This window comes from Corynebacterium sp. CCUG 69979, from assembly GCF_024454095.1.
GTDB classification, from domain to species: Bacteria; Actinomycetota; Actinomycetes; order Mycobacteriales; family Mycobacteriaceae; genus Corynebacterium; species Corynebacterium genitalium.
The window spans coordinates 1-12,785 of record NZ_JAGPZA010000005.1 but is presented as its reverse complement, the minus strand read 5'-3'; the positions used below and the strand labels follow the sequence as shown (position 1 = coordinate 12,785).

Annotated in this window: 12 protein-coding genes; 6 read left to right on the top strand and 6 right to left on the bottom strand. The window is 61.5% G+C overall.

The annotated features are described in order from the left end of the window. The first annotated feature begins 22 nt into the window (after window positions 1-22). The 4 genes from KBX18_RS04495 (at window position 23) to KBX18_RS04480 (ending at window position 3,480) form a co-directional block, all read left to right on the top strand. Window positions 23-1,027, top strand: coding sequence for an alpha/beta hydrolase (locus KBX18_RS04495; protein ID WP_255994977.1), 1,005 nt, complete (start codon window positions 23-25; stop codon window positions 1,025-1,027). Next, window positions 1,009-2,421, top strand: coding sequence for a mycothione reductase (gene mtr, locus KBX18_RS04490; protein ID WP_255994976.1), 1,413 nt, complete (start codon window positions 1,009-1,011; stop codon window positions 2,419-2,421). Before KBX18_RS04495 ends, mtr begins: the two co-directional genes overlap by 19 nt. Window positions 2,422-2,648: 227 nt before the next feature. After that, window positions 2,649-3,017 (top strand): hypothetical protein, encoded by a 369-nt coding sequence (locus tag KBX18_RS04485; RefSeq protein WP_255994975.1) that lies wholly within the window; start codon window positions 2,649-2,651, stop codon window positions 3,015-3,017. Between the two features lie 52 nt (window positions 3,018-3,069). Next, the gene (locus tag KBX18_RS04480; protein WP_255994974.1) at window positions 3,070-3,480 is read left to right on the top strand and encodes a hypothetical protein; all 411 of its coding nucleotides are present in this window, start codon (window positions 3,070-3,072) and stop codon (window positions 3,478-3,480) included. A 105-nt stretch (window positions 3,481-3,585) separates the two neighbouring features. On the opposite strand, the gene map is transcribed toward KBX18_RS04480, so the two are convergent. The 5 genes from map to dxr all read right to left on the bottom strand — a co-directional run bounded on the left by map (window position 3,586) and on the right by dxr (window position 10,054). Continuing rightward, window positions 3,586-4,458, bottom strand: coding sequence for a type I methionyl aminopeptidase (gene map, locus KBX18_RS04475; protein ID WP_255994973.1), 873 nt, complete (start codon window positions 4,456-4,458; stop codon window positions 3,586-3,588). Between the two features lie 163 nt (window positions 4,459-4,621). Beyond that, a complete protein-coding gene (locus KBX18_RS04470; protein ID WP_255994972.1) occupies window positions 4,622-6,475 on the bottom strand; it encodes a penicillin-binding transpeptidase domain-containing protein in 1,854 nt (617 codons plus the stop codon). A 63-nt stretch (window positions 6,476-6,538) separates the two neighbouring features. Next, the gene (ispG, locus tag KBX18_RS04465) at window positions 6,539-7,702 is read right to left on the bottom strand and encodes a flavodoxin-dependent (E)-4-hydroxy-3-methylbut-2-enyl-diphosphate synthase (protein WP_005289697.1); all 1,164 of its coding nucleotides are present in this window, start codon (window positions 7,700-7,702) and stop codon (window positions 6,539-6,541) included. 10 nt (window positions 7,703-7,712) lie between these two features. Further along, the gene (locus tag KBX18_RS04460; RefSeq protein WP_255994971.1) at window positions 7,713-8,915 is read right to left on the bottom strand and encodes an RIP metalloprotease; all 1,203 of its coding nucleotides are present in this window, start codon (window positions 8,913-8,915) and stop codon (window positions 7,713-7,715) included. After that, entirely contained in the window at window positions 8,906-10,054 is a 1,149-nt protein-coding gene (gene dxr, locus KBX18_RS04455) for a 1-deoxy-D-xylulose-5-phosphate reductoisomerase (protein WP_255994970.1), read from the bottom strand. The genes KBX18_RS04460 and dxr overlap by 10 nt, the downstream gene beginning before the upstream one ends. A 217-nt stretch (window positions 10,055-10,271) precedes the next feature. Between dxr and KBX18_RS04450 the strand changes: the two genes are divergently transcribed. Further along, a complete protein-coding gene (locus KBX18_RS04450; protein ID WP_370687223.1) occupies window positions 10,272-10,802 on the top strand; it encodes a DUF2631 domain-containing protein in 531 nt (176 codons plus the stop codon). A gap of 74 nt (window positions 10,803-10,876) precedes the next feature. On the opposite strand, the gene KBX18_RS04445 is transcribed toward KBX18_RS04450, so the two are convergent. Further along, on the bottom strand, window positions 10,877-11,755 hold the full coding sequence (locus KBX18_RS04445) for a LysR family transcriptional regulator (RefSeq protein WP_255994968.1): 879 nt from the start codon (window positions 11,753-11,755) through the stop codon (window positions 10,877-10,879). Between the two features lie 77 nt (window positions 11,756-11,832). Between KBX18_RS04445 and KBX18_RS04440 the strand changes: the two genes are divergently transcribed. Beyond that, window positions 11,833-12,735 carry an EamA family transporter gene (locus KBX18_RS04440; protein ID WP_255994967.1) on the top strand — a complete coding sequence of 301 codons (903 nt, stop codon included), beginning with the start codon at window positions 11,833-11,835 and terminating at the stop codon, window positions 12,733-12,735. The last annotated feature ends 50 nt before the right edge of the window (window positions 12,736-12,785 follow it).

The following is a 12,785-nucleotide window of genomic DNA, read 5'->3' as shown; positions in this document are numbered from 1 at the left end:
GAGACCTAGGACACGCTCTAGAATGGACGGCATGGATTTCGACACAACGGACCTGAACTCATTGAGCTGGACCAACGATGAACTTGACGGTTTCCTCCGCGCCACTCTCCCCCTGGGCCGCGACCCCGATGGGGAGGGCGAGGTCGCAGCGGTACTCGTCCAGTCCCAGCCCGATGAGCCGAACGGTAAACCCGCTTTGCTGTGGGTGCACGGGATGTCGGATTACTTCTTCCAAGAGCACGTCGCACAGCACTACAAAGAGCTGGGCTATCCCTTCTACGCGATCGACCTGCGCAAGTGCGGCCGCGCCCACAAGGAGGGCCAACGCTGGCACTACACCACTGACCTGCGTTACTACTACGACGAGCTGACCGCAGCGACGAAGCTCATCGCCGCCAAGCACGGTTCTGTCATTCCGCTCGCCCACTCCACCGGTGGCCTTATCGTCCCGTTGTGGATCGACCACGTCCGCCGCCATGACTGGCGCACGCACCAGCAAATCGCCGGCCAAGTGCTCAACAGCCCCTGGTTGGACATGCAGTTCCCGGGCTGGGCGGTGAAGGCGCTCAAGCCCGTGGTCAACGTCTTCGGCGCGAGGTTCCCCAACCTGCGCCTTCCTTCCGTCGGCGAGGGCACGTACGGCGAGTCCATTTATAAAGGCCGTCACGGCCACTGGGACTTCGATACCGAGAAGAAAGCGATCGGCGGGCACGACAAATACCTCGGCTGGCTGCGCGCCGTCATGGTCGGCCAGGACCGTATCCACGAGGGTTCTGTTGACGCAGGCGTGCCTACCCTGACGCTGTGCTCGGCCGACTCCTACCTGGGTAAGCCCTACTCGGCCGCTGCCGACTCAGCTGACACGGTCCTTGATGTCGAGCAGATCAAGCACTGGGCCCCGTTTGTCTCCGACAAGCACAACGAGACCAAGCCTATCGACGGTGCCCTTCACGACGTCTTCCTATCCCTCCCGCACGCCCGCCAAAAGGCGTTTGACACCCTCGACGAATGGTTGGAGAACCTGTGACAAACCCGACCCACTACGACCTGATCATCATCGGTTCCGGCTCCGGCAACTCGTTGCCCGGTCCGGAGTTCGACGACAAATCCATTGCGCTGATTGAGGAGAACCCGCAGTTCGGCGGCACTTGCCTTAACGCCGGTTGCATTCCGACGAAGATGTACGTTGTCGCCGCCGACACTGCAGCTGCTGCCGCGAACTCGGAGCGGCTCGGCATCCACACCACCTTCGAGGGTGCGGATTGGCCGGCCATCGTCGACCGTGTCTTCGGCCACCGCGTCGACGTGATCTCCCGTTCCGGCGAGGAGTACCGCCGCGGCGAGGAGTGCCCGAACATCACCCTCTACAACGGCCATGCGGAGTTCGTCGGCCCAAAGACGCTGACCACGTCGATCGACGGTGAACCCGCCACGATCACCGGCGACACGATCCTCATCGCCGCCGGCTCCCGCCCGTTCATTCCACAGGTCATCCTCGACTCCGGTGTGCCGTTCCACACCAACGAGGACATCATGCGTCTGCCGGAGCAGCCGAAGACGCTCACTATTCTCGGTGGCGGCTACATTGCGATGGAGTTCGCCCACGTCTTCCAGTCGCTAGGCACACACGTGCGCATTGTGAACCGATCGCCGTTCATGCGCCACTTGGACAAAGACATCCACGACCGCTTCAACGCCCTGGCAGCTCCACGCTACGAAACGCACGTGGGTCGAACGGTCTCCTCCGCATCGCACGATGGCAGCGGCGTCACGCTCACGCTTGACGACGGCTCCACCCTCACCTCCGATGCTCTCCTCGTTGCCACCGGACGCGTGGCCAATGGCGACCGTCTCAACCTGGATGCCACCGGGATTGAGATGCATGACGACCACCGCATCAAGGTTGACGAGTATGGCCGCACGACCTGCGAGGGCGTGTGGGCTATTGGCGATGTCTCCTCCCCACACATGCTCAAGCACGTTGCCAACGCGGAACTGCGCGCAGTGCGCCACAACCTTCTCAACGACGACCTGGTCAAACTCCCCCACGACCACGTTCCGTCCGCAGTGTTCACCTACCCGCAGATCGCATCTGTCGGTCTCACCGAGCAGCAAGCGCGCGACGAGGGGTACGAGGTGACCACCAAGATCCAGTCCTACGGCGACGTCGCTTATGGCTGGGCCCTGGAGGATTCCACCAGCGCCGTCAAGCTCATTGCCGACAAGAAGACCGCCAAACTCCTTGGTGCTCACTACATGGGCCCACAAGCCGCGACTCTGATCCAACAGATGATCACCGTCATAAGTTTTGGATTAGATTTGCGTGACGTGGCGCGTCGCGAGTATTGGATTCACCCTGCCCTCGCGGAGGTCACGGAGAACGCGATTCTGGGTCTCGATTTCGAGTTTCCGCCGGTCTAAGGTTCCACCGCCGCTCAATCCGCGCAGTCTGTACGCTCCCTGGCAGCCGTCCAGGTTCCTGAGAGACACATCAGAACCTGAAAATTACCAGGTCATGTAGGCAAAGCAGCCTGCCATGCGCTAGTATGTTTCTCTGGAAAGTGGATCAGACTTCCAGCAAACTCCAATCTTGCTTGAAGCCTGGTTCCACTTGCCCCCACCTAGATCCACAGAAAGGGATTCGTATTATGCGTAAGTTCCGCAACGCCGCACTCGCCGGCGCTACCGCGATGGCACTGACCTTCGGCGGCACCTCCGTTGCAGCGGCTGAGACCGAGCAGCAGACTCCATCTAACAGCAGCCAGGCGGGCACCCCCGAAAACACATCCAACTCCGGTTCCTCGCTCCAGCACTTCATCGGCAAGAACATCTTCCAGACCGACCAGGGTACCGAAGCTAAGGGTGAGGACATTTTCGGCAAGAAGAACTGGGATGATGTTCCGTTCAGTTGGAAGCTGCTCTACGGCTCCACCTGGGCTCTGGGCATTGTGGCTGCTATCGCTCTCGTAGCTGGCCCGATCGACAACTTCATCAAGTACGGTCCGTTCGCTAAGTAACTGCGTTCGAACTTTCACAATCAATCCATCTTTCAAGAAGTAAGGAAATAACATGCGTAAGTTCCGCAACGCAGCCCTCGCGGCCGCTACAGCCACTGCCGTCGCTTTCGGTGGCGCATCCGTCGCTACTGCTCAGGAGAACCCGACTGGCGGCTCCAGCACGTTCACCAGCGGTTCGAGCCAGTACAAGGAGAAGAACAACGGCGCTTCCCTCACCGAGCTGTCCAGCGACCTTATCAAGGGCCCGGGCCTTTTCGGTGTTGGCCAGAAAACCGAGGCCGGTAAAAAGGCTGACATCACCGACGTTCTCGGTAAAAAGGTTGACGACAGCGACGCTCCGACTTGGGCTCTGATGTGGCGTGACGCCCTCAACTGGCTCGGTGTCGCGATCGGTATCGGCGCTGTCATCGGTGCTGGAAACTGGGCTCTGTACAACGGTTACCTGCCGCAGATCCCGTGGTAAAGAGCTGACTTCTAGATCCGTTCTAGATTTCCCATACTTAAAGGGGAACCGCCGAGGCGGTTCCCCTTTTTCGTGCGCACGCCAAGCCGGCCGACGCCCCGCAGATTAACGCTGTGAGTCCGGAATAGTCAGGATCTCGTTGCCATCATCTGTGATGACGATGGTGTGCTCGAACTGAGCGGTGTACTCACCGTCGCGGTTCTGGACGGTCCAGCCGTCGTCCCAGACGTCGTACGGCAACTCGCCCAGGTTGATCATTGGCTCGATCGTCAGGGTCATGCCGGGCTCGAGGACATCAGTGTAAGAATCGGAATCGTAGTGCAGGACAACGAGGCCGTTGTGGAATGTCGGGCCGACACCGTGGCCGGTGAAATCGGTGACCACGTTGTAGCCGAAGCGCTTTGCGTAGGCCTCGATGACGCGGCCGATGACGTTGATCTGACGCCCAGGCTTTGCGGCCTTAATGCCACGCATCATGGCCTGCTCGGTGCGCTCGACAAGAAGGCGGTGCTCCTCCGCGACATCACCGGCGAGGAACGTTGCGTTAGTGTCACCGTGCACGCCTTTCTTGTAGGCGGTGACGTCGATGTTGACGATGTCGCCTTCCTGGATCACGGTCGTATCCGGGATGCCGTGGCAGACGATCTCGTTGAGGGAGACGCAGGTAGATTTCGGGTAACCGCGGTAGCCCAGCGTCGACGGGTAGGCACCGTGGTCGATCATGTACTCGTGGGCGATGCGGTCGATCTCATCCGTCGTCACGCCGGGGGCAACGGCCGCGCCAGCTGCCTCGAGAGCGTTCGCGGCGATCCGAGACGCCTCACGCATCGCCTCAATGGTCTCCGGGGTCTGGATGAGCGGCTCACCAACGTTCTCCTGGACCTCGTCCTTCCAGGCGTATTCGGGGCGTTCAATGTCCGAGGGCACCTCGCGCTGCGGGGTCGGCTTGCCGGGGGTGAGTTTTCCACGTGGGTTCATGCGGGCCATGTTAGTCCCGCGCACCAAAACCGAACGGGGCGGGTCCGAGGCAGCATTCTAGTATCGCCCTTCAGCCCGAAAACTGGCCCAGAACCCGCCGGAAAAGGCTCGAAAGGCGATACTGAAAATGTACAACCGGCGAGACCCGCGCCCGCCCCTGCAGTTACTCGGGCTTCGGCGCTCCCGCCTCCGGCCCCGGCTCATCAATGTTGCGGAACATCGCGTCGGTAACTGCGACCGCCGCCTCGGACCCGCCCCCGAGAACGATGAGGGTGGCAAAGGCGATGTCGTCGTCACGGTATCCGGTGAACCAGGAGTGGGATCCTTCATTGATCTCGGCCTCACCGGTCTTACCGCGGATGTCCCCGCCAGCGCCCATGCCGCCTGCGGTGCCACCCGGCCCGGTCACGGACTGCATCATGGAGCGCAGACCGTCGATAGCCTGAGGGTTCGGCTTCGCGGCCGTCTCGCTGGCCTTGGTCTCCTCCCCCTTGATCAGGTACGGCATCGGCGTCTCCCCGCGCGCTGCGGTGGCGGAAACAAGCGCCATTCCAAAGGGGCTGGCAAGGTCGAGGCCCTGGCCGTACCCGGCTTCCGTGCGGTCGAGCGGTTCTTCGCCGACCGGGATGGAACCAGTCATGGATTCCAACCCCGGAATTTCGTAGTCGATCCCCAGACCGAACTGCTTACCCACGCTCTGCAGCTCCCCCGGCTCGAGCTTCGTGGAAATGTCGGCAAACGTGGTGTTGCACGAGCGCGCGAACGCGGTGTCCATCGGCACGTTGCCCAGGCCGAATCCGGCGTAGTTGTTCACCACGCGCCCGTAGATATCCATCGATCCCGGACACGGCACGACTGACTCCGGCGTGAGCCCCTGCTTCTCCATTCCGGCGAAGGAGGTGATGATCTTGAACGTCGAGCCCGGCGGGTACTGCCCCATCATGGCCAGGTTGCCGTCTTCATCGGCGGCTTTCGTCTGCGCCACGGCGAGAATTTCCCCTGTCGACGGGCGAATGGCCACGATCATCGCCTTCTGTCCGTTGATCGGCTCGAGGGCTTTCTCCGCCGCCGTCTGCACTTCATGCGACAAGCTGACGCTTATCGACGGCGACGGCCGCGCCTCATGGAACTCCACATCCTCCATCTCATTACCGTTCTCGTTGACAACGGCGATCTTCCACCCGGAGTCGCCTTCAAGGTCATCGCGGACGACTTCGCCGACGCGGGCCATGATGTCGGGAGCAAAAGATGGGTCGTTGTTGACCATTGAGGCTTCTTCGTTGAGCCGCACACCCGGGGTGCCCTTAAGGACGTCTTGGACGATCTTGTGCGTGCCAGCCGGAATCATCGCCACGGAGTAGACACCGGTGACGGACAAGAACGAGCTCTGCAGCTCGCCTGCTTCTCTGGTGGGCACAGACGGGTCCTCGGCATGGGCCTTCTCCAGCGCGGAGGAGACGGCTGAGGCGACCTCAGCGTGGTTGCGCACTGCCTCGGTGTCCACAAGCAAGCGGTAGGCAATGCCGGGGCTGAGCAGTGCCACACCATCGGAGGAGACCACATTGGCTTGATCGGCGGGGACAGTGCGCAGCTCCAAGTGGTGGCTGGCGCCAAGCCGCGGGTGGAGGATCGAGGGCTGCCAGCGGATCGTCCAATCATCGTTGGACTGGGTCAAGGTCATCGACGCGTCATAGGACACGTTGCGGCCGCGCGGAAGTTGCCAGTCGAAGGTGTAGTTCGCCGTGGCGATGTTCTCTTGCTGGTCCACGTGGTTCAACGTGGCGGTGACACCCTCCATTTGCAGGCCACCGACGGTGGCTTGGATAGAGGGGATGGCGGTGTCGGGGTCGTCGACAAGCTCCGACATCGCGTCGTAATCGAGCTCCTGCAATGCTTCGAGGAAGTCGTTGGCCACCGGCTGAGCGGGGTTCGGTTTCGGTGTGCAGGCCACCACCCCGAAGGCGAGTGCGAGCACAGCGAGGATCCCCGCAACACGCACTGTCAGCCTGGATTCCATGGGGTTCAAAAATAGCAGCGCCGGAAAGCTTTCCAGCGCTGCCACTCTGAGCGGGGTGAAGGTCTACCTGGTGACCTTGACCTCAGCCTTGGCGCCCTCGATCTCCTCAAGGCCTTCCTCTTCGGCGATGCGCTCTGCGTGAGCGATGAGGGTTTCCACAATCTTGGACTCGGGCACGGTCTCTACCACCTCGCCCTTGACAAAGATCTGGCCCTTGCCGTTACCGGATGCCACACCGAGGTCGGCGTCGCGTGCCTCACCGGGACCGTTGACAACGCAGCCCATGACGGCGACGCGCAGCGGGTACTCCATGCCCTCGAGGCCGGCGGTGACCTCCTCGGCAAGTGAGTAAACATCCACCTGGGCGCGGCCACAAGACGGGCAGGACACGATCTCCAGCTTGCGGGGGCGCAGGTTGAGCGACTGGAGGATCTGGTCGCCGACCTTGATCTCCTCGACCGGGTCAGCGGACAGGGAGACACGGATGGTGTCACCAATGCCCTCGGCAAGCAGCGCACCGAAGGCCACGGAGGACTTGATCGTGCCCATGAAAGCCGGGCCGGCCTCCGTCACGCCGAGGTGCAGCGGGTAATCACACTGCTCAGCCAGCTGGCGGTAGGCCTCCACCATGAGCACCGGGTCGGAGTGCTTCACCGAGATGGCAATGTCGCCAAACCCGTGCTCCTCAAACAGGCTCGCCTCCCACAAGGCGGACTCCACGAGCGCTTCCGGGGTGGCCTTGCCGTACTTCTGCAGCAGGCGCTGGTCCAGGGAACCACCGTTGACACCAATGCGGATCGGGATGCCAGCGTCACCGGCTGCCTGGGCGACCTCTTTAACGCGGCCGTCGAACTCTTTGATGTTGCCGGGGTTGACGCGCACGGCAGCGCACCCTGCCTCAATCGCAGCGAAGATGTACTTCGGCTGGAAGTGAATGTCGGCGATGACCGGGATCGGAGATTTCTGCGCGATGGCCGGCAGCGCTTCAGCGTCCACCGTCTTCGGGCAGGCCACACGGACAATGTCGCAACCGGACGCGGTCAGCTGCGCGATCTGCTGCAGCGTGGCGTTGATGTCGTGCGTCTTCGTGGTGGTCATCGACTGCACGGTGATGGGGTGCTCCGAACCGACACCGACACCGCCGACGAAGAGCTGGCGGGTCTTACGGCGCGGAGCGAGGGTCGGAGGCGGGCCTTCGGGCATGCCCAAACCGATGGGTTGATTCATGGTCTACAGCCTAGCCGAAGAGCCGGACAGGATTAACCACGTCCGCCACCATGACCAACGCACCCACGCCGAGCAGCAACGCCGCCATGAAATAGGTCAACGGCATGAGTTTCTCGTAGTTCACCGGCCCACCCGGAGGCAGGCCGCGAAGGCGACGGAAGGCGTCCCGCACCTGCTCGAACAGGACGACGGCAATGTGACCTCCGTCCAGCGGCGGCAGCGGCACCAAGTTGAACAGGGCGAGGAAGAAGTTCAGCGAGACCAGCAGCATGAAAAACACATCCCACATGGACCTCTCCACCAGTTCTCCACCGGTGCGCGACGCACCGACGACGCTGATCGGGCCCTCCACGTCACGCTCGCCGCCGAAGATCGCGGTGACTACGCCTGGGATCTTCGCCGGGAACGCAATTAGGCCTTCAACAGAAGCTTGGAGCATCTCCCCCGACAGGTTCGCCGCAGCTGGGATTGCTTCGACCGGACCGAACTGCTTCACCGCGTCTTTCACGGGCGCGCTGGTGAGACCAATGGCACCCGCCGTATAGGCCTGCCCTTGAGGGTCGAGGCGCTGGACGGAGGCGAGGGGGACGCGAATAAGCACCTCGCTCTCACCGCGCCCCACAGTGAGTTCAATGGTCTCGCCCGGGCGCTCGAGCACGTAGTCGCGCAGATCGACGAAGCTTTCCAGCGCCTGTCCATCGACAGCAAGGAGCTTGTCGCCCGGCTCGATGCCGGCGGTACCAGCAGGTCCGGGGCCAGTGCAGTCAGCGAGCGTTTCCGCATCGACCTGGTCGGAGGTGCAGCTGACCTCGCCCACCGTTGGCGTGCGGTCGGCGTAGGGGTTCGGGATGCCAGCTGTCACCGCGACGATGTAGAGGACGAGGAATCCGAGGAACAGGTTCATGATGATGCCGCCGCTCATCACCGCCACCCGCTGCCACCACGGTTTGCGGTACATCGCGTGCGGTTTTTCCTCCGGCGTGAGCGGATCCATCGCGGTCATGCCTGCAATGTCGCAAAACCCTCCGAACGGCAGTGCGGCAAGACCGTACTCGGTCTCCCCCACTTTCTGCGACACAAGCGTGGGCCCGAAACCAATGAAGTAACGGCGCACGCGCATGCCGAACGCCTTCGCGGTGAGCATGTGCCCGGCTTCGTGCAGCGCGATCGACAGCGCAATGCACAGCGCGAATACAACGACGCCTACGAGCATGCGTCCACCAGCTCATTCGCCCGCACGCGCGCTTGCTTTTCGACGTCTACAACCTCCCCGAACGACCCAGCCTGCACGGCGAAATCGGACGCGGCGTCAAGCACGTCGCCCACCACGTCGACGATTTGGGGAAAGCGGATCCGCCCGGCAAGGAACGCGGCCGCAGCTTCCTCATTGGCAGCGTTATAGACGGCGGGGTACGTCCCGCGCAGGCGGGAAACTTCACGGGCGAGTTTGACGGCGGGAAAAGTGTCTTCGTCCAGGGGCTCAAAACGCCAGTCCATCGCCTGGGTGAAGTCGAGGCTGTGCTGCGCCTCCGGCACACGGCCCGGCCAGGCCAGCGCGTGCGCGATGGGCATCTTCATCGACGGCGGGGAGGCCTGGGCGATGGTGGCGCCGTCGCAGAACGTGACCATGGAGTGGACAATGGACTGCGGGTGGACGGTGACGTCGATGATGTCGGGCCTGATGCCGAACAGCAGTGTGGCCTCGATCAACTCCAGGCCCTTATTCACCATCGTGGCGGAATTGAGCGTGTTCATCTGCCCCATGGACCATGTCGGGTGCGCGGCCGCCTGCTCCGGGGTGACGTCCCACATCTGCTCACGCGTCCAACCGCGGAAAGGGCCACCAGAGGCTGTGAGAACGTAGCGAGACACTTCCTCCGTGCGGCCTGCCCGGAGGCACTGGGCCATCGCGGAGTGCTCCGAATCGACGGGCACGAGCTGGCCTTCTTTCGCGCGTTCCAGGACGAGGTCGCCGCCGGCGACGAGAGACTCCTTATTGGCTAGCGCCAGAATCGCCCCAGTATCCAGCGTCGCCAGCGTGGCAGCAAGCCCGAGGGAGCCGACGAGAGCGTTCAGGACGACGTCCGCGCTCGTATTGGTCACCAGCTCCTCGGCGGAGGTGAGAACCTCGCCGCCCAGCACCACCGAGATGACCTGCGCAGCCTCAGGCTTGGACACGGCTACTTGTTCGGCCGACAGGCCGAACTGCCGAGCTTGAGCAATGATCGCCTGCGGATCCGATCCTGCGGCCGCGATGCCCGCTACCTCGAAATCCTCCGGATTGTCTCCTATGACGTCCAACGCCTGGGTGCCGATCGATCCTGTCGAGCCGAGAATGAGTACCTTTCGCACCCGACCATTCTCACACACGCCGACCGTTCTACCCCGCTGCCCTGGTCATTTCGCTGGTCTTTCTAGGCGGGGTCAAACTAACGGTTAACGGGTCGGGCCGATCGTGCTGAAGATCGCAATCATTCGGGGGGACCAATCGTCCCAACCGGGTGCGATGTGCCAATATAATAGGAACGTACTTCTATTTACCGTGCTATTTCCGTGCAAGGAGTTTGCTGTGAGCGCTAAGGATGACGCACCCCAGGTCTACAACGGTGTTTCCGAGGCTGATGTCCCCTCTGCCAAGTTCGGCTGGAGCGAGCTGAAGCCGGCCACCATTCAGATTGCTGGCTGGATCTCTGTGGCGTTCCTCATCGCCTACAACTTCGGTAACCACCAGGGCCACGTCGAAACGATCTGGCTCATCTCTCTTGCCGTGCTCATCGCCTTGGGCTTGATCCTCTTCGCGATCCGCCCGGAGCTGTCCACCGCACGCACGGTCACATCCCACAACAAGCCGGTCGGCCATGTCGAGCCGAACTGGACCTACATGCAGAAGACTCTGACCGGCCCCTACGCGGAGCTGACGGACAGCCAGCTGCGCGCCCTGAACGTCGACCCGGCAACGGTTCGCCAGCAGGCTCCGGCCGGCCAGCGCACCTCCGTGGGCGCAGGCCACTCCACTCACTCTGGCGCGGCCTTCGACGAGGTCATTGCCGCACCGGAGATCCCGAACCGCCGCGAAACCCTGCACGTCGAGGACAAGTAGCTCGGCGCTTCAAATAGCAGCTGCCTTTACACCCAGACCCCCGTTGGGCTGGGTGTTTTTCATTGCTTTCCTAACTACCCTGCTACGAGTGGCTCAACTAAACGCACAAACGCGGTGGTCGCTGGACTCGGGTTGAAGTCATTCCAAGCCAGATACTCGCTTCTATGCGGCCCGTCTGTCACTGTGACCTGTTTGATCGATGCAGCTTCGGGCACGACACGGGAAGACAATAAAGCCACCCCTAGTCCCTGCTGAATGAAACCGCTGAAATGCTCGACACTCATTGCCTCGAAACTCACCGTGCGAGCGAGGCCTGCTTTCCGGAAAGCTTCATCTGTTTGCTCGCGCCCAGCGGACCCACTGGGGAAATCAACGAACGTTTCATCCTGCAGATCGCACAGCTTCACAGATCTTCTCCCAGCCAATCTGTGTGAAGCGGGAATAACCGCAACCAATCGTTCTGCCGAAAGTTTCCGATGCGCTAACTCAACGGGCACCTCACTGTCAGGCAGCCCCATGAACGCCGCATGTAAACGACCCGACTTGATATCCGCGATGAACTCATTGCTTCCACCTGACTGGAGAGAGATGCGGACATCTGGGTGCTGAGCATGAAACCGGGCCAGCAGCTCCGGCAGGTCCACTGCGGCGACGGTCGGGATGACTCCAATCCGCAACTCCCCTCGAACGGTTCCCGCCGCCTCCGCCGCGTCCGCAATAGCTCGTTCGGCCGCCGCGAGACTTTCGCGAGCTGCCACAATGAAAGCTTGTCCGGCCGCAGTCACCTCAACTCGGCGCGACGACCGCGCAAAAAGCCGAACTCCAATCTCACGCTCCAATGCATTGATCTGGTGACTAAGCGCCGATTGAACGACAAAACAGCGTTCGGCGGCGCGGGTGAAACTCCCCTCCTCCGCCACTGCGACCACGTACCGCATATGCTGCAATTCCATGATCTATGATGCTAGCTCATTAAATACATGAAACATATGCGTTGCATTCATCGCTCCAGTCATCGCATGCTGGTGCCATGTCTGACAGCTCGGTATCCAAGACCCATGCAGACCCTAGCCTCGGCAGAAGTAAACCGCCCGATATTGGTCCGATCCTCCTGACCGCGACGGCGCCCGTTGTGTGGGGCACCACATACATTGTCACAACGAACGCTCTTCCCCACGGTCACGCGATGTTTTCTGCGCTGATGAGAACTCTGCCCGCTGGCCTCATCGCCTTAGTCGTTTCTCGCCAGCTTCCCAGAGGAGATTGGTGGTGGAAAAGCTTTGTACTCGGTGGACTGAATATGGCAGTGTTCTTCCCGCTGCTTTTCATCACTGCTCAACGGCTGCCAGGTGGTGTCGCGGCGACACTTGGCTCAGTTCAACCCATCGTGGTCGCTTTCCTGGCCATCGTCATCCTTCAGGATGCTTTGTCTATTTGGCGCCTATTTTGGGCGGTAGCCGGTGTGGTCGGTATTGCCATGGTGGTCTTAGGGCCCGAAGCCTCAGTTGACCCCATAGGCGTACTGACTGGGATGACCAGTGCTGCATCAATGGGGCTCGGCGTAGTTTTGACTAAGAAATGGGGGCGGCCGAGATCGGTGAGTGCCGTCGGATTTGCTGGATGGCAGTTGACTGCAGCGGGATTGCTGCTGGTCGTTCCTGCTTTGTGGGTGGACGGTGTTCCGGTGATTGACGGGCCAGCTGTAGCCGGTTACCTCTGGCTTGGACTCGCGGGTGCCTTGGTGTCCTACACCTTGTGGTTCTCCGGAATTTACCGCTTGTCAGTAACACCCACAGCGCTTCTGGGCCTACTGTCACCGCTGACCGCAGCAGCTCTCGGTGCCCTCATCGCGAATGAAGCATTCAACGTGATTCAACTAACTGGGTTTGCCATTGCCCTCGTCGCCAGAGGGTGTCAGGATGTTTGTGTGTGAGGCTCTGATTGAGAGGGAGTTTCACCGATAATGACTACTGTGTCACCAAA